Source organism: Streptomyces populi, from assembly GCF_002911015.1.
GTDB classification, from domain to species: Bacteria; Actinomycetota; Actinomycetes; order Streptomycetales; family Streptomycetaceae; genus Streptomyces; species Streptomyces populi.
Map to the genome: position 1 here is coordinate 101,979 of NZ_KZ626848.1, position 18,083 is coordinate 120,061.

The 18,083-nt window shown below is 72.8% G+C and carries 16 protein-coding genes and 1 pseudogene; 9 read left to right on the forward strand and 8 right to left on the reverse strand.

Going from position 1 to position 18,083, the window contains the following annotated elements; translation table 11 throughout:
• Positions 1-4 precede the first annotated feature (4 nt).
• The 7 genes from CW362_RS07670 to CW362_RS07700 form a co-directional block, all read right to left on the reverse strand.
• Entirely contained in the window at positions 5-667 is a 663-nt protein-coding gene (locus CW362_RS07670) for an LAETG motif-containing sortase-dependent surface protein (protein ID WP_103548602.1), read from the reverse strand.
• A 187-nt stretch (positions 668-854) separates the two neighbouring features.
• Positions 855-1,967, reverse strand: coding sequence for an LOG family protein (locus CW362_RS07675; RefSeq protein WP_420856862.1), 1,113 nt, complete (start codon positions 1,965-1,967; stop codon positions 855-857).
• A gap of 693 nt (positions 1,968-2,660) precedes the next feature.
• Positions 2,661-3,068 (reverse strand): VOC family protein, encoded by a 408-nt coding sequence (locus CW362_RS07680; protein ID WP_103548604.1) that lies wholly within the window; start codon positions 3,066-3,068, stop codon positions 2,661-2,663.
• Positions 3,069-3,214: 146 nt separating this feature from the next.
• Entirely contained in the window at positions 3,215-4,891 is a 1,677-nt protein-coding gene (locus CW362_RS07685) for a hypothetical protein (RefSeq protein ID WP_103548605.1), read from the reverse strand.
• On the reverse strand, positions 4,873-5,610 hold the full coding sequence (locus tag CW362_RS07690) for an ABC transporter ATP-binding protein (RefSeq protein WP_103548632.1): 738 nt from the start codon (positions 5,608-5,610) through the stop codon (positions 4,873-4,875). Before CW362_RS07690 ends, CW362_RS07685 begins: the two co-directional genes overlap by 19 nt.
• 258 nt (positions 5,611-5,868) lie before the next feature.
• The gene (locus CW362_RS07695; protein ID WP_103548606.1) at positions 5,869-7,233 is read right to left on the reverse strand and encodes an aspartate aminotransferase family protein; all 1,365 of its coding nucleotides are present in this window, start codon (positions 7,231-7,233) and stop codon (positions 5,869-5,871) included.
• A 2-nt stretch (positions 7,234-7,235) separates the two neighbouring features.
• Positions 7,236-7,751, reverse strand: a complete 516-nt coding sequence (locus CW362_RS07700; protein ID WP_103548607.1) for an Lrp/AsnC family transcriptional regulator — start codon at positions 7,749-7,751, stop codon at positions 7,236-7,238.
• Positions 7,752-7,938: 187 nt separating this feature from the next.
• Between CW362_RS07700 and CW362_RS07705 the strand changes: the two genes are divergently transcribed.
• The gene (locus tag CW362_RS07705; protein WP_103548608.1) at positions 7,939-9,378 is read left to right on the forward strand and encodes a gamma-aminobutyraldehyde dehydrogenase; all 1,440 of its coding nucleotides are present in this window, start codon (positions 7,939-7,941) and stop codon (positions 9,376-9,378) included.
• A gap of 88 nt (positions 9,379-9,466) precedes the next feature.
• Here the strand turns inward: CW362_RS07705 and CW362_RS07710 are convergent, their stop codons facing one another.
• Complete coding sequence (locus CW362_RS07710; RefSeq protein ID WP_206300888.1) at positions 9,467-10,099, reverse strand: hypothetical protein; 633 nt, start codon at positions 10,097-10,099, stop codon at positions 9,467-9,469.
• A gap of 542 nt (positions 10,100-10,641) precedes the next feature.
• Here CW362_RS07710 and CW362_RS07715 point away from each other — a divergent pair.
• The 8 genes and pseudogenes from CW362_RS07715 (at position 10,642) to CW362_RS07750 (ending at position 18,066) form a co-directional block, all read left to right on the forward strand.
• Positions 10,642-11,298 (forward strand): response regulator transcription factor, encoded by a 657-nt coding sequence (locus tag CW362_RS07715; RefSeq protein ID WP_103548609.1) that lies wholly within the window; start codon positions 10,642-10,644, stop codon positions 11,296-11,298.
• Positions 11,295-12,851: a sensor histidine kinase gene (locus CW362_RS44355; protein ID WP_240657714.1), complete on the forward strand. Its 1,557-nt coding sequence runs from the start codon at positions 11,295-11,297 to the stop codon at positions 12,849-12,851. The genes CW362_RS07715 and CW362_RS44355 overlap by 4 nt, the downstream gene beginning before the upstream one ends.
• Before the next feature lie 51 nt (positions 12,852-12,902).
• Positions 12,903-14,091 (forward strand): annotated as a pseudogene (locus tag CW362_RS07725) (ABC transporter substrate-binding protein).
• A 234-nt stretch (positions 14,092-14,325) separates the two neighbouring features.
• Positions 14,326-14,757, forward strand: a complete 432-nt coding sequence (locus CW362_RS07730; protein WP_103548610.1) for a Tat pathway signal sequence domain protein — start codon at positions 14,326-14,328, stop codon at positions 14,755-14,757.
• Entirely contained in the window at positions 14,754-15,392 is a 639-nt protein-coding gene (locus CW362_RS07735; RefSeq protein WP_103548611.1) for a class F sortase, read from the forward strand. The genes CW362_RS07730 and CW362_RS07735 overlap by 4 nt, the downstream gene beginning before the upstream one ends.
• 98 nt (positions 15,393-15,490) lie before the next feature.
• Entirely contained in the window at positions 15,491-15,982 is a 492-nt protein-coding gene (locus CW362_RS07740) for an RNA polymerase sigma factor (RefSeq protein ID WP_103548612.1), read from the forward strand.
• Positions 15,966-16,484 carry a hypothetical protein gene (locus tag CW362_RS07745; protein WP_103548613.1) on the forward strand — a complete coding sequence of 173 codons (519 nt, stop codon included), beginning with the start codon at positions 15,966-15,968 and terminating at the stop codon, positions 16,482-16,484. The genes CW362_RS07740 and CW362_RS07745 overlap by 17 nt, the downstream gene beginning before the upstream one ends.
• 217 nt (positions 16,485-16,701) lie before the next feature.
• The gene (locus CW362_RS07750; protein WP_103548614.1) at positions 16,702-18,066 is read left to right on the forward strand and encodes an FAD-dependent oxidoreductase; all 1,365 of its coding nucleotides are present in this window, start codon (positions 16,702-16,704) and stop codon (positions 18,064-18,066) included.
• Positions 18,067-18,083 lie beyond the last annotated feature (17 nt).

An 18,083-nucleotide genomic window follows, 5' to 3' on the forward strand; every position in this document is an offset into this window, starting at 1 on the left:
TGGTTCAGCTCGCCTTCGAGGCGCCACGGCGGCGCATGCCGAAGAAGACCGCTCCGCCACCGACGAGGACGAACGCGCCGGCGATACCGGCGATCATCGGGGTGTTGGAGTTCGCACCGGTCTCGGCGAGGTTGGACTCACCGGCGGCCGCGGACGGCTGGTTGTCGCCCGGGGTGGCCGGGGCGGCGCTGCTCTCCGACTCGGAGGGGCCGGCGGCCGGGGCCGAGGGGGACTCCGAGGAGGCGGACTCCGACGGCTCGGGGCTCGCCGACGGGGACGGCGACTCCGACTTCGTGGAGCAGGCCTCGTCCTTCGTCACCAGGTTCGGGGAGATGTCCTTGTCCACGAGGCCCGGGACGCTGACGTGGATGCGGTACTCGGCCTTGGGCGCCCAGTCCTCCGAGAAGGAGATGGTGGCGCCGCTCTTGCTGCCGGTGACCTTCTGGGCCTCTCCGACCTGGTGGTCGTCGGCGCCGTTACGCTCCAGGAAGACCGTGATGGTGGCTTCCTTGGCGGAGGGGTCGACGTCGGTCACGGTGATGATGCCCTTCCCGTTGCCGTCACAGGTGGCGGCGGCCGAGAAGTCCTTGATGCTGCAAGCGAGTGCGTTGCCGGCGACGCCGAGCGCGAGCGCGGCAGAGGCGGAGGCAACGCCGAGGATTCGCACGGAACGTGCGGTGCGTCGAGATATGGACACGATTGCCCTTCACAGGTTGCGCAACTGCGGGGGGTTTTGGGGGATTTGCTGTGAATCATTCCAGCAACAGGGCCCCCAGCGGTTTCACAGGTTTATAAGCGCGGCCTAAGGCCTGTCAATGTGTGCGTCCTGTATGGCCCTCGGCTTTGCCGAGTTGTTAACCTCCCAGGTGTTTGAGCGCCTGCGGAGCGTCATCGACGTCGTCGACGAGGGCGATCCGCGACTCCATCGCACGTTCCCGGGCCAGCGACTTGAGCAGTTCCCAGGCCGGGAACCGTTCGGTCCAGTGCGCGCGGTCCACCAGGACCATGGGGGTGGGCTCGCCCCTGGACCCGTAGTAGTTGGGGGTCGCGTTGTCGAAGATCTCCTGGACGGTCCCGGCGGCGCCCGGCAGGAAGACGACACCCGCGTTCGCGCGGGCCAACAGCCCGTCCTCGCGGGTTGCGTTGGCAAAGTACTTGGCGATGTGCGCGGCGAAGGCGTTCGGCGGCTCGTGGCCGTAGAACCAGGTGGGGACGCCGACCGAGGGGCCGCCCGAGGGCCAGCGCCCGCGCACCTCGAACGCGGCGCGCGCCCAGTCGGTGACGGACGGGGTGAACGACGGGACCGCGGCCAGCACGCGCAGCGCCTCGTCGAGCATGCCGTCGTCGAACGGGGCCGCGTACGCGCCGAGGTTCGCCGCCTCCATGGCGCCGGGGCCACCGCCGGTGGCGACCGTCAGACCGGAGCGCGCGAGGGCGCGGCCGAGCCGCGCGGCCCCCGCGTAGGCCTCCGTGCCGCGGGCCGTGGCGTGGCCGCCCATCACTCCGACCACCCTTGCGCCGACGAGGAGTTCGTCGAACGCGTCCGAGACGGAGTCGTCGTGGAGGGCGCGCATCGCCGAGGCGAATATGTCGCCGTCGGCTCTGGTCCGCCGGAACCAGGCGTACGCGCGGGCGTCGGGCGTCGACTCGTACCCCGCGTCGAGCGAGGCGAAGAGTTCGGCGGGGGAGTAGAGACGGCCCCGGTAGGGATCGAGGGGAAGGTCCGGCACCGGCGGGAAGACGAGGGCGCCCGAGAGCCGGACCCGCGCGGCCGCCTCGGGCTCCATCGGGCATCCGAGGAAGACGGCGTCCGTGGTGTCCACGGCGAGCAGATCCCGCGTACGGCCCGTCAGGTCGACCGCCTGGACACGGAAACCGGCGAGCGATCCGCCGGCCGAGACGACTTCGTCGAACTCGGCGAGGGATTCGATCTCACGGTCGTGGGAGGTGTGATGAGGAGTCGGCAGCACGCGGCCATGCTAGGGGCTGCCGCCCGGGGTGCACCCGGCGTCCGGGGCCCGGCGGCACATTCCGGCCCCGGGCCTGGTCCCCCACCGGGGCGGGCGGACCTCCACGCCAACCCCCGCGCCCGGCCCGGCCCAGCTCCGCGCCCGACCCCACGTCCACGCTCGGCTCCGCGCCCGCGCCCGACTACACGTCCACGCCTGTGTTCGGGGCCGCGCCCGTACCAGGCCCCACGGCTGTGTTCGGATTCGTGCTCGGGTCCGTGCCGTGCCTGGCTCCGCGCCCTTGTCCGGCTCCATGCCCTACACCCGTGTTCGGGTCCGTGCTCGGCCCGGGTCCGTGCCCGGTTCGGGGCCGGTGCGGCGGGCCGGGCCGGGTTCGCCGAGTTGGTTCGGTTGCCGTGGCCGTGGCCGTGGCCGTGGCCGTGGCTGAGGCGGGGGCTTGGCGGTGTGGTGGCCCGCGTGGGATTCGCGGTGTCCGGTCCGGCGGGCCGGGCCGTTGTCGCGTCAGCCGGGGGCGGCCGGTGCGGGGGTGACGCTCCGGCAGGTGTCTCCTCGGCGCGGCGCGGCACGGCACGGCACGGCACGGCACGGCACGGCGGAGCGGGCCGGCCCCTCGGGTGGACGCACCGGGGCCGGCGCGCGGACCCCTGTACCGCGCGTCGGCCCCGGAACGCCGCCCGGTCCGCGGGGGGTTCAGCCCTGGACCGCCGCCGGGTCCATCCACATGACCTCCCAGGTGTGGCCGTCCAGGTCGTCGAAGGCACGGCCGTACATGAAGCCCTGGTCCTGTGCCTCGCCGGTTCCCGAACCGCCCGCCGCGATGGCGGCGTCGACCAGCTCGTCGACCTTCTCGCGGCTCTCGGCGCTCAGACACAGCAGCACCTCGCTGGTCCTCGTCGCGTCCGCGATCTCCTTCTTGGTGAAGTCCGCGTAGCGCGGCTTGCTCAGCAGCATCGCGACGATCGTGTCGCTGATCACCACGCAGGCGCAGTCGTCCGTGGAGAACTGGGGGTTGATCGTGTAGCCGAGCTCCGTGAAGAACTTCCTCGAGGCGGCGACGTCGGACACGGGCAGGTTCACGAAGATCATCTGCTGGTACATGCGAGGTTCTCCCGTCGGTGTTGTGCCGTTCGCAGGGGTAGACCGGGGGCCCGCACGGAAATCATCGCCCGGCACGGATCTTTTTCCGGCGGTCCGCGCGGTCCGCGCGGTCAGCGGGCGGACCGGCTGATCGCCCCGCGGACCGGTCAGCCGATCAGGGGAAGCGCGGCCAGTTCGGCGACCGCCCAGGTCAGCGGGGCGAACACGGCGAACAGTGCTCCGGCGCGCAGGGCCGCGGCACCGCGCAGCAGCGTGGCGGGCGCCCCCAGCCGCAGCAGGGCGGCCGTGGTGTCGGCCCGGGCCTGCCGCGCCTCGACGGCGGCGGTCGCCAGCGTCAGCAGCGTGCACCCGGCGACCAGCAGGGCGCCGAGGGTGGTCAGTGGGCCGAACGCGGGCCGGGCTCCGGTGTACAGGGCCGTCATGGCGAACCCGCCCGACGCCACCGCGCACACCACTCCCAGCGGCCGCCCGATACGACGGGCCTCCGCCTGGAGCGCCCGCCCGGCCAGCAGCCGCAGCGCGCCCGGCCGTACGGACTGGAGCAGCCATCCGCACAGATAGGTGATCGCGGGCCCGGCGAGGGCCAGACCGGCCGCCGTCAGCACCCAGCCGAGCAGTACCCCGGCCGGGCCGCCGACGAATCCGCCGGGCAGCGCGAGCGCGGGCGAGGGGCCCGAACGGCTCGCGTACGTCTCCACGGCCAGCCCCGCCGCCAGCGTGGCCGCGCCCCAGGGGAGCCCGTCGGGGCAGGACTGCGGGGGTGTCGGCCGATGCGGGCCGGCGTCGGCGCTCCGGTGCCGGTCCGGGCCCCAGGGCACGGCCGAGCCCTCGTGCGCCACGGCCACCTCGACGTACGGCACGGCCACGTCCACGTACGGCATGTCCATGAACTCGTACCGGGAAGGGGTTCCCCGCCGGCCGCGTTCTTCGTGCCGTCCGGGGGCGACGACGGCCGAACGGTCCCGGTCGGCCACCGGCAGGGTCTCCCCGGAGGCGTACGCCTCGGCGGTCCAGTGGAAGTCGAGGTCGAGGGAGCCGTCCGGTCCGGGGGCCCGCGGGTCGGGTGCCGGCAGGGAGGCGCCGTCCGCCGCCGCGCCCCGGAATCCGTCGCCCGTGCCCGTCACGGTGAGACCTTCGACCGTGCCGTCCAGGGCGAGACCGTCCGCCGCGCCGGTCGCCGCGGGCCTGCCGCGCGTGCCGTCCGCGTGCCGTCCGCCGTCGCGGGCACCGGGCCGCGGAGCGCTCGTGGCCGTGTTCTGCCGTGCCGACATCCAGGTGCGGCCGTACGGCCGTGCGGTGCGTGCCGGGCCGCCGCGCCGCGGGCGCAGGGCCAGGGCGGCCGCCCCGGATGCCGCGACCGGCACCAGGGTGAGCAGCGTCAGGGCCGCGGGCAGGGGCAGGGACAGGCCGGGGGCGAGGAAGTCCGTCGTCGAGCCGCCGAACGGGACGCCGGTCAGGTCACCGCGCAGATGGAGGAAGAGGAGCAGGGCGAGCAGCGAACCGAGGAGCGTGGACAGGGCCGTGGTGGCGGCGGAGACCGCCATCAGCCGGCCCGGACCGAGGCCGATGGCGGACAGACCGGTCCGGGGGCGGGCGGCGGGGTCGGTGCGGGCCACCGCGACGGCGAAATGGACCGTGGTGGCGAGGGGAACGGCGCACCAGGCCAGGCGCAGCGCACCGGCGGCCGAGGTGTCCGGATGACTCATCGCGTAACCCAGCGTGCACAGCAGCAGGAACCCGGTGCCCGCGGAGGCGGCGGTGACCAGGAGCCTGCGGAGCTGGACGAGGGGGCGGCCCCCGCGGACTAGACGGAGAGCGAGCACGCGGTCCGGCCTTCCGCCTCGGCGAGCGGGGGCAGGTGGACGGTGTTCACACGCCGTCCGTCGAGCAGGGAGACCGTGCGGTCGGCGAGGGCGGCGGTGTCCGGGTCGTGGGTGGCGAGGACGACGGTGATGCCGTGCGAACGGGCCGCCGAGGTGAGGGTGCGCAGCACGTGCGCCCGGTCGGCGCGGTGCAGCGGCGCCGTCGGCTCGTCGGCGAACAGCACGGTGGGGGAGGGGGCGAGGGCGCGGGCGACGGCCACCCGCTGCCGCTCGGACTGGAGGAGGGCGTGCGGGCGCTTGCGGGCGCAGCCGCCGATGTCCAGGCGCTCCAGCCACTCCCGGGCGGCGGTCTTGGCGGCCCGGCGGGTCCAGCCGCGCAGCATCAGCGGGAGGGCGGTGTTCTCCCAGGCGTTCAGCTCGGGGATCAGTGTCGGGACCGGGTCGATCCAGCCGAACCGGTCCCGTCGCAGCCGCTCGCGGGTGAGCGGGCCCATGGTGTGCACGGGCGTGCTGTTGAACCAGACCTCGCCCTCCCGCGGCAGCAGCTGGCCGGACAGGCACCGCAGGAGGGTCGTCTTGCCGCTGCCGCGCGGGCCGCCGACGGCGAGGATCTCGCCCTCACGGACGCCGAGCGAGACACCGCTGAGCGCGGGCGAGCCGTTGTGCTCGACGTGCAGGGCGCGTGCCCAGAGCACGTCGTTGTCGGGCGGGGCCACCATCGCGTACACCTCGTTCGGATCTGATGTGCAGTGCCCGGCGACCTCCTGGAGGTCGCTCGGTCCCCCGGACGAGGGAACGAAGGCAGGGCCGATCGGTTACAGGGCACGCTAAGGAGTCGGGGCCGGGAGGCCGGACAGCACGCGGCCCCGGGCCGCCCATTCTCACTCGAACGGGCGGCACCGGGGCCGGTGTCGGTCAGCCGTACGGAAGACCGGGCCCGCCCGGTGAAAGGGCGGGGCCGGGCATACGGCACGGGATCAGAGCTTGGTCCACGCCTCCGTCAGCGTCGCGCGCAGGATCTGCTCGATCTCGTCGAAGGTCTCCTGGGTGGAGATCAGCGGCGGGGCGAGCTGGACGACCGGGTCGCCGCGGTCGTCGGCACGGCAGTACAGACCGTTCTCGAACAGCGCCTTCGACAGGAAGCCGTACAGGACGCGCTCGGTCTCCTCCTCGTTGAAGGACTCCTTCGTCGCCTTGTCCTTCACCAGCTCGATGCCGTAGAAGAAGCCGTTGCCGCGGACGTCGCCGACGATCGGCAGGTCGTGCAGCTTCTGGAGGGTCTTGAGGAAGGCGCCCTCGTTGTCCAGCACGTGCTGGTTGATGCCCTCGCGCTCGAACAGGTCGAGGTTGGCGAGGCCGACGGCCGCGGAGACCGGGTGGCCGCCGAAGGTGTAGCCGTGCAGGAAGGTGTTGTCGCCCTTGTAGAACGGCTCGGCGATCCGGTCGGAGACGATGCAGGCGCCGATCGGGGAGTAGCCCGAGGTCATGCCCTTGGCACAGGTGATCATGTCCGGGACGTAGCCGAACTTGTCACAGGCGAACGTGGTGCCGAGGCGGCCGAAGGCGCAGATGACCTCGTCGGAGACGAGCAGGACGTCGTACTGGTCGCAGATCTCGCGCACGCGCTGGAAGTAGCCGGGCGGGGGCGGGAAGCAGCCGCCGGCGTTCTGCACCGGCTCCAGGAAGACCGCGGCGACGGTGTCGGGGCCCTCGAAGAGGATCTGCTGCTCGATCTGGTCGGCGGCCCAGCGGCCGAACGCCTCGGGGTCGTCGCCGTGGATCGGGGCGCGGTAGATGTTGGTGTTCGGGACCTTGTGCGCGCCCGGGACGAGCGGCTCGAAGGGCGCCTTCAGGGCCGGCAGGCCGGTGATGGACAGGGCGCCCTGCGGGGTGCCGTGGTAGGCGACCGCGCGGGAGATGACCTTGTACTTGGTGTGCTTGCCCTTGAGCTTGAAGTACTGCTTGGCGAGCTTCCACGCGGTCTCGACGGCCTCGCCGCCTCCGGTGGTGAAGAAGACCTTGTTCAGGTCGCCCGGCGCGTGGTGCGCGAGCCGCTCGGCCAGCTCGACGGCCTTGGGGTGGGCGTAGGACCACACCGGGAAGAAGGCCAGCTCGGCGGCCTGCTTGGCGGCGACCTCGGCCAGCTCGGTGCGTCCGTGGCCCGCCTGGACCACGAACAGGCCCGCGAGACCGTCGAGGTAGCGCCTGCCCTTGTCGTCGTAGATGTAGGTGCCCTCACCACGGACGATGGTGGGAACGGGCGCGTTCTCGTACGAGGACATGCGGGTGAAGTGCATCCACAGGTGGTCGTACGCGGTCTTGCTGAGGTCCTTGGTGCTCACGGCTATCGGGTTCCCCACATGTAGGTCTGCTTCTTGAGCTTCAGATAGACGAAGCTCTCGGTGGAGCGCACCCCGGGCAGGGCCCGGATGCGTTTGTTGATGACGTCCAGCAGGTGGTCGTCGTCCTCGCAGACGATCTCGGCGAGGATGTCGAACGAGCCCGCGGTCATCACCACGTACTCGACTTCCGACATGGCCGTCAGCGCTTCGGCCACCGGGTCGAGGTCGCCCTCGACGGTGACTCCGACCATCGCCTGCCGGCGGAATCCCACGGTGAGCGGGTCCGTGACGGCGACGATCTGCATGACGCCCTGGTCGAGCAGCTTCTGGACTCGCTGGCGCACGGCGGCCTCGGAGAGGCCCACGGCCTTGCCGATCGCGGCGTACGGGCGGCGTCCGTCCTGCTGGAGCTGCTCGATGATGGCGAGGGAGACGGTGTCCAACTGGGGACTGCCGTTCCTGGACTCGCGGGAGTCCCTGGGTTCCGCGCTTCGACTGGCCACGGGCTCACTCTGCACGACGTATCGACAGTTCCGCAAGGCTCCAGCGATGAAATTCGTTGTTTACGGCTACGTGTCTTGCGGATTTCGCAGCCCTGGGCCGTTCGGGGGTGTTGAAAACGTGGAGCCACGGATTAGGGTGGGGGCCAGGCATCTCAGGTAGTGGACACCTGGGTCGTTGGACATCCGACAGGAGGGCCGGGCAGTGAGCACCGAGCTGCGTCGTCTGCGCAATTACATCGACGGAGAGTTCCGCGATGCCGCCGATGGACGGACCACGGAGGTGGTCAACCCCGCGACCGGCGAGGCGTACGCGACCGCGCCGCTCTCCGGCCAGGCGGACGTGGACGCCGCGATGGCCGCCGCCGCCGCGGCCTTCCCGGCGTGGCGGGACAAGACCCCCGCCGAGCGCCAGAAGGCCCTCCTGAAGATCGCGGACGCGTTCGAGGAGCGCGCCGAGGAACTGATCGCGGCCGAGGTGGAGAACACCGGCAAGCCGATCGGTCTGACCCGGTCCGAGGAAATCCCGCCGATGGTCGACCAGATCCGCTTCTTCGCGGGTGCCGCCCGCATGCTCGAGGGCCGCTCGGCCGGCGAGTACATGGAGGGCATGACCTCGATCGTCCGCCGCGAGCCGGTCGGCGTCTGCGCCCAGGTCGCGCCGTGGAACTATCCGATGATGATGGCGGTGTGGAAGTTCGCCCCGGCCCTCGCCGCGGGCAACACGGTGGTGCTCAAGCCCTCGGACACCACCCCGGCCTCCACCGTGCTGATCGCCGACATCCTCGGCGGCATCCTGCCCAAGGGCGTCTTCAACGTCGTCTGCGGCGACCGTGACACCGGTCGCGCGATGGTCGAGCACCCGACCCCGGCGATGGCCTCCATCACCGGCTCCGTCCGCGCGGGCATCTCGGTCGCCGAGTCGGCGTCCAAGGACGTCAAGCGCGTCCACCTGGAGCTGGGCGGCAAGGCCCCGGTCGTGGTCTTCGAGGACACCGACATCGCCAAGGCCGTCGAGGACATCTCGGTCGCGGGCTTCTTCAACGCCGGCCAGGACTGTACGGCCGCCACCCGCGTCCTGGTCCAGGACTCCATCCACGACGAGTTCGTCGCCGCGCTCGCCAAGGCCGCCTCCGAGACCAAGACCGGCCAGCCGGACGACGAGGACGTGCTCTACGGCCCGCTGAACAACCCCAACCAGCTCAAGCAGGTCGCCGGGTTCATCGAGCGCCTGCCCGCGCACGCCAAGGTCGAGGCGGGCGGCCAGCAGGTCGGCGACAAGGGCTACTTCTACGCCCCGACCGTCGTCTCGGGCCTCAAGCAGGACGACGAGATCATCCAGAACGAGGTCTTCGGCCCGGTCATCACCGTCCAGTCCTTCGCGGACGAGGCGCAGGCGGTCGAGTGGGCCAACGGCGTCGACTACGCGCTGGCCTCCTCGGTCTGGACGAAGGACCACGGCCGCGCGATGCGCCTGTCCCGGTCCCTCGACTTCGGCTGCGTGTGGATCAACACCCACATCCCGCTGGTCGCCGAGATGCCGCACGGCGGCTTCAAGAAGTCCGGCTACGGCAAGGACCTGTCGGGCTACGGCTTCGAGGACTACACGCGCATCAAGCACGTGATGACGTCGCTGGACGGCTGAGCGGCCGCGCGTCGGACCGGGTGAACCACGTGGCCCCGGACGGGAGTCGATCCCGTCCGGGGCCACGCCGTTCCCCCTTCGCGCCGGATCAGGCGCTCTCGGTCACGCGGGAGAGCGTGGGCGCGCCCGGCTCCCCCTTCTCCGTGTGGAAGCCGGGCAGTCCGTCGGAGCCGCCGACGGAACCGCCGACGGAGCCCCCGCCGGAACCGGTGCCGGGCTCGCCGGGCTTGCCCGGAACGGGCAGCGGGGGCAGGCCGCCCTTCGACGAGAGGGTGATGCCGGCCTTCTTCAGGATCGGCGCGCACGCCTTCACCGCGGCCCGGTAGCTCTTGGAGTCCGGGTCGAATCCCTTGGACGCCCCGACCTGCACGCTGAACAGGATGCGGCCGTGCTTGTCCTTCGAGGCGTGGAAGGCCGGGAAGACCTTCTGGCCGTGGCCGCGCATGCAGGCCGCGAACGCGTCGTTGGCGGTGTTCACGTCCCCGGGCGCGTGGGAGGTGGGCCGGTACCCGACGGCGCCCGGGAGCCCCGCGGGGCCGCCCTTCGGCGGCTTGCCGGCCGTCGAGTGCTGGGCGGTCCGGACCTCCGCGGCGGTCCCCGCCGTCGTGGTGGAGCTGTCGGACGCCGAAGCGGCCGAGGCGCTGACGGTCCCGAGAGTGGCGGCCGAGATCAAGGCGCAGGCCAGGGCGAGTCGTCGTGGCCGGGTGGCCGGTGCACGCATGGGCTTCCTCCATGGAGTGGGCGGCGGTGCCGCCGGTTCGTACGGGTGGCGCACGACCGCGCGCCGCCGTGCCGGTCCGCGTCGTGACCCGACGGGTCGTGCCGCGCTGTGCCCGGCGTGACCCGTCGTGCCGGGAGGCGGCGTGGCGGGGTGTGCGCTGTCGTGCCGTGCTCCAGACAAGCCGGGGGGCGGTTACGGCACGGGAACGGCCGTCCTTATCGCGAACCGACAAGGAGCCGGAGTCACCGGGACTGCCCGGCCGGGAAGGGGAGTCGGGGGCCCGCCAGGGACCGTGATCCGGTCGGGGAGTACGGGGTGTGCCGGGGGTGGTCGGGGAGCGCGGGTCGGGTCGGGGAGTGCGGGGTGTGCCGGGGGTTGCGGGTCCGGCCCGGGGGTGTGGGACGGCTGGGGGCCGAGGGTTCGGTCTGGGAGTGCGTGGGCCGCCGGAGGGTGTGGTCCTGGTCGGGGAGCGTGGGAGCGGTCGGGGCCCGCACAGGGGGCGTTTATCCCCGTGTAACCGCCGGGGCGCCACACTGGCCGCCATGCGTGTGCTGGTGGTCGAGGACCATGAAGAGCTCGCCGAGACCGTGGCCGCCGGGCTGCGCCGCGAGGGCATGGCGGTCGATCTCGCGCTGGACGGGCCCACGGCGCTGGAGCGCGCCACTGTCAACGGGTACGACGTCGTCGTGCTCGACCGCGATCTGCCCGGCGTCCACGGCGACCAGGTGTGCCGGACGCTGGCCGCGGGCGGCAGCCGGGCGAGGGTGCTGATGCTGACCGCGTCCGGCACGGTGGCCGACCGGGTCATGGGGCTCGGCCTCGGTGCCGACGACTACCTGCCCAAACCGTTCGCGTTCGCCGAACTCGTCGCGCGGATACGGGCATTGGCGCGACGCGCGCAGCCCGCCCTGCCCCCCGTCCTGGTCCGCGGGGAACTGCGGCTCGACCCGGCGCGGCGGCAGGCGACCCGGGGCGGTTCGGGGCTCGCCCTCAGCCCGAAGGAGTTCGCCGTGCTCGAACTCCTGCTGGCCGCACAGGGTGCCGTGGTCTCCACCGAGGAACTCCTGGAGCGGGCCTGGGACGAGGCGGCCGACCCCTTCAGCCAGACCGTGAAGGTCACGGTGAGCCGTCTGCGCCGCAAACTGGGGGAGCCGCAACTGATCGCGACGGTGGACCGGGCGGGATACCGGATCGCATGACGGACGTATCCGCAGACGTGAACAGGCCGGGCCCGTACGGCGCGTGCCCGCCGTCCGTGCAGTCCGTGCCGTCCGAGGCGTCCGGCCGTCGCCGGTGGCGCGTCCCGCGGGCCGTCCGCGGACGGCGGGACCCGGGTGCCGGGTGGTGGCCGGCCCCGGGTGGTGCGCGGAGGCCGCCGGCCCCGGGCGGCTTCCGGTGGCGGCTGGCCCCGCGCAGCATCCGCTGGCGGCTCACCCTGATCTACAGCGCGCTGTTCATGGCCGCGGGGGCCGCCCTGCTCGGCTTCACCTACCTGCTGGCCTCGCGGGCCGCGCCGTCGACGGCGGTCGGGGGGTCGTCCTCGGTGTCCGGGATACCGGGGGGCGACGGCTACGCCCCCGATCCGCCCACGCTCACGATGTACGCCGAGGCCCTGCGCGCCGACCAGTTGCACCAGCTCCTCGTCGAGGCGGGCATCGCGCTCGCCGTGATGACCTTCGCCTCCGTGGCCCTGGGCCGGCTGATGGCAGGACGCGTCCTCGCGCCGCTGCGCACGATGACCGCCGCCGCCCGCCGGATCTCCGCGGACAACCTCCGCCAGCGGCTGGCGGTGCCCGGCCCCGAGGACGAACTGAAGGCGATGGCGGACACCTTCGACGACGTACTGGGGCGGCTGGAGGGCGCGTTCGAGGCGCAGAAGCGGTTCGTCGCCAACGCTTCGCACGAACTGCGCACTCCCCTCACGCTCCAGCAGGCGATCGTGGACGTCGCGCTCGCCGACCCCGGGGCGTCGGTGGAGAGTCTGCGGGCCGCGTGCCTGCGCGTGCGCGCCGCCGGGCAGGAACAGGCACGTCTCATCGACGCCCTGCTGACCCTCGCCCGCAGCCAGGGCGGGCTACAGCGGCGGGAGTTCGTCGACCTCGCCGACCTGGTGCGCGAACGCCTGCCGGACGGTGCGGTGGTGGCGGGCGGCTCCCACGGCACCGGGGCCGGGGCTGCCGGGCCCCAGGAGGGCGGCGGGCCCGAAAACAGTGGACCCGAAAACAGTGGGCCCGAAAACAGTGGGCCCGGGCATGGCGGGCACGAGGGCGGTGGGCCCGGGGACGGCCGGCCGCGCGTGCGGGCCGACCTCGGCTCCGCGCCCGTGCTGGGCGATCCCCAGCTGATCGAGCGGCTGGTGGTCAACCTCGCGGACAACGCCGTACGGCACAACGTCACCGAGGACGGCGAGAGTTGGGTCCGTCTGTGGACCGGGACTGAGGCGGGCCGCCCGGTCCTGCGGATCGACAACACCGGCCCGGTGATCCCGCGCGAGCAGGTGGCCGGGCTCTTCCAGCCGTTCCGGCGGCTGGGCGCGGAACGGACCCGCGTCCAGCCGCGCGGGAAGGGCCGGCCCCGTGACGGCCTGGGGCTCGGCCTGTCCATCGTCACGGCCGTCGCCACCGCCCACGGCGGCACGGTCGAGGCGTGGCCCCGTTCCCGGGGCGGTCTGTCGGTGAGGGTCACGTTCCCGCCGTGCGCACCGCCGCTCCCGGGAACCGATCGACAGGGTGTCGGGTCCGCGGGCCGGTGATCGACGCAGCGTCCATTGTCCGGACCGGGGCCGGGTCGGCATGCTTCGCGTGTGCCAGTCGACCGGAAGACCCCGTCCCCCTCCCGCCGCTCCCTGCTGCGCGCACTGGGCGGCGGCGCCGCGCTCGGAGCCCTCGCGGGATGCGGGGTGCCGGCGGCGTACGTCGGACCGGGCGACCGGGCCGGAGCCGACCTCTCGGCCACGGACAAGCGGCTGACCTGGGCGAACTGGCCGTTGTACATCGACACCGATGACGAGGACACCACCCGGCGGCCGACGCTGGAGGCCTTCGGGAAGCGCACCGGGATCTCCGTCGACTACATCGAGGAGATCAACGACAACGACGAGTTCTTCGGCAAGATCAGTCCGTCGCTGATGAACCACCAGCGGACCGGCCGCGACCTCGTCGTCGTCAGCGACTGGATGTGCGCCCGTTTCGTCCGGCTCGGCTGGGTCCAGGAGATGGACCGGTCCCGGCAGCCGAACGTCGCCAGGTACCTGGATCCGCTGCTGAGGTCGCCCGCCTTCGACCCCGGCCGCAAGTCCTCGGTGCCGTGGCAGTCCGGGATCACCGGCATCGCCTACAACCACCGCGAACTCGGCCGCGAGATGGCACGTGTCGGACCTGTGGGCCGACGACCTCAAGGGCCGGGTCACCCTGCTCTCCGGTCTGGACGAGGCGTTCGCGCTGCTCATGCAGGCCGACGGCGTCGACATCACGAAGTGGCGGGCCGACGACTTCCACCGAGTGTGCGACCAGGTCGAGAAGCAGGTGCGCCGCGGTCAGATCCGCCGCTTCACCGGCAACGACTACATCAAGGACCTCGCGAGCGGGGACGTGCTGGCCTGCCAGGCCTACTCGGGCGACGTGATCCAGCTCCAGGCCGACAACCCCGACATCCGTTTCGTCGTCCCCGAGGAGGGCGCCGAACTGTGGGCCGAGTCGCTGATGATCCCCGACCTGGCCCGGCACAAGGCCAACGCGGAAAAGCTCGTCGACTACTACTACGAGCCGGAGGTCGCCGCCGAGCTGGCCGCCTGGGTCAACTACGTCTGCCCGGTCCCGGCCGCCCAGGACGTCCTCGCCTCCTCCAAGGACAAGGACACCGCCGCCCTCGCCTAGGACCCCCTGATCTTCCCGGACGCGACCATGCGGGAGCGCCTCGCGATCGCCCGTGACATCACCTCCGCCGAACGCACGGAGTTCGCCAAGCGCTGGAACGCGATAGCCGGTCTGTGAGTCGGCAGCCGGACCGTGAGCCGGTGGCAGGCCCGCGAGCCGACGGCCTGCCCGCGAACTGACGACCGGCCCGCGAGTCGCCGTCGCCCGGTGCGCCGGGGCCGTCCGTTCCCGCCCCCGGCGCCTTTGCCATCTCTTTACAACCCCGTCCCCCGCCGGTTCGTCTCTCCGCTCGATCCGTAACACAGCCCGCCCGTTCCGACGGGCGGGCGGACCGACGAAAGAGAGCGATTCATGCGCCGAACCGTCTTCAGTGCCACGGCACTGGCGTGCACCGCCGTTCTGGTGGGCACGGTGCCCGCGTTCGCCGACGGGGGCTCCCCGCGCCCCACGGCCCGCCCGAGCGCCACCTCGGCGCCCGCCCCGGCCGACTCCACCGGGACCGGTTCGGGCGGAGGCCCGACCCCCGCTCCGGCGAGCCCCACCGCGACCCGGGCGCCGTCCCCCGTTCCCAGCGCCGCGCCGACCCGGGCGCCGCGCTCGGGGCAGGCCTCCGACACGGGACAGGTCTCCGTCCGGCCGAACGGAGCGCCCGACACGGGTGTGGCGTCGACCGACGCGTCTTCCTCGGGTCCGGGCGGGCTCGTCGGCGGGAGTGCCGCCGCGGTGGTCGCCGCGGGCGCGGTCGTCCTCGTCGTACGCCGCCGGCGGGCGACCGGGGCATGACGTCCCGCTCCAGGCGCGCGTTCGTCGCCACGGCGGTGGCCGCGCTCCTCGTGGGCTGCGGCGGCCATCCCTCCGGTCCCTCCGCCGGTGCGCGGTCCGGCGGCGCACCCGCGACCGCACGCTCCGGCGAAGCCTCCGCGGCCGCGCCGTCCGCCGTGGAACCGGCGCGCGCGCTGGGGCGTTCGGTCCCGGTCGGGCTGCGGATACCGGCCATCGGGGTCAACACCCGATTGACACGGCTCGGGCTGACCCCGGACGGCCGTGCCCAGGTGCCCCCGATCACGGCCCACGACCGGGCCGGCTGGTACCGGTACTCGCCGACGCCGGGTCAGAAGGGCCCGTCCGTGATCCTCGGTCATGTCACCGTCGGCTCGTACGGCGACGGCGTCTTCCGGCACCTCGCGCGGCTGCGCCACGGCGACCGGATCGTGGTGCGCCTGGAGAACGGCGGGTCGGCGGTGTTCGCCGTCACCGAGGTCCGCACGGTCGCCAAGGCCGACTTCCCCGCGGACGCGGTCTACGGCGACGTGGACCGCCCGGAGCTGCGGCTCATCACCTGTGGAGGGCCCCGCTCCGGGAGCGGCTACCTCGACAACGTGATCGTGTTCGCGGTGCTGACCTCCGCGAGCCCCTGACCCCCCGGCCGGCCGGCGGTCCGGGATCCTGGGCCGGCGGACGTAACACCCCGCGGCCCGGGATCCCCCGGCCGGCACCGTCACGACCATGGAGAACGTTGAAAGGGTCCCGTGAGAAGGCAGCGTCCGAGCTGTTCGCCGCCCTCTATCCGAGCCTCGCCGGCTGGTGCCGCCGTCTCGTCGACGACGACGGGACGGCCCACGAGATCGCCTCGGAGGCGTTCACCCGGCTCTGGTCCCGCTGGACCGCCGTGGCCGAGCCGCGGGGGTTCCTCTACGTCACGGCGGCCAACCTCGTCCGGGACCACTGGCGCAAGCTGGAGCGGGAGCGCCGGGCCGTGCGCCGGGCCACCGCCGAGGCCGCCGTCGGTCCGCGCAACGAACAGGCCGACCCGTCCGTACGCCTGCTCGTGCAGTCCCTGCCCGGACGGCTGCGCGTCCCGATCCTGCTGCACTACTACGCTGACATGCCGATCCGGGAGGTGGCCGCGCTGACCGGGCGCAAGGAAGGAACGATCAAGGCCGATCTCCACGCGGCCCGCGAACTGCTCCGCGCCCACCTGAGGAGAAGCCTTGATCACACACTCTGACGACGACCCGGACTTCGGACCCGACGACCCGCTCGCCGTCATCATGCGGCCCCCCGCCGAGTACCTCTCGCCACCGCCCGGCCGTTACGAGGCGATCCGCCGGGGCGCGGCCCGGCGTCGGCTGCTGCGCGCCGCGGCCGGGACGGCGGTGGCGTGTGCCGTCGGCGCCCTCTTCGTGCTGCCGCTGCGGTCGGCCGCACCGGAGGCGCCCGTGTCCCCGGTCGTCCCGCTGGCCCCGCCGTCCCCCGCGAGCAGTCCGCCGGCCGAGCCCACGCCCTCGGCGTCTCCCGGGCCCGCGGACCGGGGTTCCGGCGGGAGCGGCCTCGGCGACCGGACCTCGGCTCCGAGCACCGCACCCGTTCCCACCGCGCGGCCTTCCGGCGTGCCCACCTTCACCCGCGTGCCGTCGGCCGGGCAGGACTCCGCGACCGCGACCGCCCGTCCGTCCGCCGCCCGGACCGGGGCGGCCGTCCCCACCCCGGCCAGGGGGACCCAGCGGTAGCGGGTGCGGGTCCCCCCGTTCGGGGCCCGTACCAGGGGGTGCCGGAAGGGCGGGTTCCCCGCCGTGCGAGGGTGGTGGGCGCCACTCATAAAGAGGTCCTTCAGTACCCATAAGTCAGCCTTATGAGGTCATAGCCCGGACCCGCCTACTGACTTAGGTTTGCCTCAGTTTAGGCTTCCCGTCGAGTCCCCCGCCCCTGCTCGAAGGGAACCTGATCATGCCTCGCCCCCTGCGGGTAGCCATTGTCGGAGCCGGCCCCGCCGGAATCTACGCCGCCGACGCGCTGCTGAAATCCGCAGTGGCCGCCGATCCCGGTGTGTCCATCGACCTCTTCGAGCGGATGCCGGCCCCGTTCGGTCTCATCCGCTACGGCGTCGCCCCCGACCATCCCCGGATCAAGGGCATCATCACCGCCCTGCACCAGGTGCTCGACAAGCCGCAGATCCGTCTCTTCGGCAACGTCGACTACCCGCGCGACATCAGCCTGGACGATCTGCGCGCCTTCTACGACGCGGTGATCTTCTCCACGGGCGCGACGGCCGACCGGGCCCTCGACATCCCCGGCATCGACCTCGACGGCTCGTACGGCGCGGCCGACTTCGTCTCCTGGTACGACGGTCACCCGGACGTCCCGCGCACCTGGCCGCTGGAGGCCGAGAAGGTCGCCGTCCTCGGCGTCGGCAACGTCGCGCTGGACGTGGCCCGCATCCTCGCCAAGACCGCGGACGAACTGCTGCCCACCGAGATCCCGCCGAACGTCTACGACGGGCTCAAGGCCAACAAGGCCCTGGAGGTCCACGTCTTCGGCCGCCGCGGACCGGCGCAGGCGAAGTTCAGCCCGATGGAGCTGCGCGAGCTGGACCACTCGCCGAACATCGAGGTCATCGTCGACCCCGAGGACATCGACTACGACGAGGGCTCGATCGCCACCCGGCGCGGCAACAAGCAGGCCGACATGGTCGCCAAGACGCTGGAGAACTGGGCGATCCGCGACACCGGTGACCGCCCGCACAAGCTGTTCCTGCACTTCTTCGAGTCGCCCACCGAGATCCTCGGCGAGAACGGCGAGGTCGTCGGCCTGCGCACCGAGCGCACCGCCCTCGACGGCACCGGGAACGTCAAGGGCACCGGCGAGTTCAAGGACTGGGACGTCAGCGCGGTCTACCGCGCCGTCGGCTACCTCTCCGACAGCCTGCCCAAGCTGCCCTGGGACGTCGAGTCGGGCACGGTGCCGGACGCGGCCGGCCGGGTGCTGGAGGACTCGGGCGAGCACCTGGCGTCCACCTACGTCACCGGCTGGATCCGGCGCGGTCCCATCGGTCTGATCGGTCACACCAAGGGCGACGCCAACGAGACGGTCGCGAGCCTGCTCGACGACCACGCGAACGGCCGTCTGCTCACGCCCACTTCGCCCGAGCCGGAGGCCGTCGACGCCTTCCTCGGCGAGCGGGACGTCCGTTTCACCACGTGGGAGGGCTGGTACAAGCTCGACGCGGCGGAGAAGGCGCTGGGCGAACCGCAGGGCCGCGAGCGCGTGAAGCTCGTGGAGCGCGAGGACATGCTGCGGGAGAGCGGCGCCTGAGTCGCCGATGCCCCGGA

Excerpts from the sequence above, each read along its gene's own strand:
- CW362_RS07750 (WP_103548614.1), top strand. The coding sequence starts at position 16,702 with ATGCCTCGCCCCCTGCGGGTAGCCATTGTCGGAGCCGGCCCCGCCGGA.
- CW362_RS07680 (WP_103548604.1), bottom strand. The coding sequence starts at position 3,068 with ATGTACCAGCAGATGATCTTCGTGAACCTGCCCGTGTCCGACGTCGCC.
- CW362_RS07730 (WP_103548610.1), top strand. The coding sequence starts at position 14,326 with ATGCGCCGAACCGTCTTCAGTGCCACGGCACTGGCGTGCACCGCCGTT.
- CW362_RS07690 (WP_103548632.1), bottom strand. The coding sequence starts at position 5,610 with ATGGTGGCCCCGCCCGACAACGACGTGCTCTGGGCACGCGCCCTGCAC.
- CW362_RS44355 (WP_240657714.1), top strand. The coding sequence starts at position 11,295 with ATGACGGACGTATCCGCAGACGTGAACAGGCCGGGCCCGTACGGCGCG.
- CW362_RS07735 (WP_103548611.1), top strand. The coding sequence starts at position 14,754 with ATGACGTCCCGCTCCAGGCGCGCGTTCGTCGCCACGGCGGTGGCCGCG.
- CW362_RS07715 (WP_103548609.1), top strand. The coding sequence starts at position 10,642 with ATGCGTGTGCTGGTGGTCGAGGACCATGAAGAGCTCGCCGAGACCGTG.
- CW362_RS07710 (WP_206300888.1), bottom strand. The coding sequence starts at position 10,099 with ATGCGTGCACCGGCCACCCGGCCACGACGACTCGCCCTGGCCTGCGCC.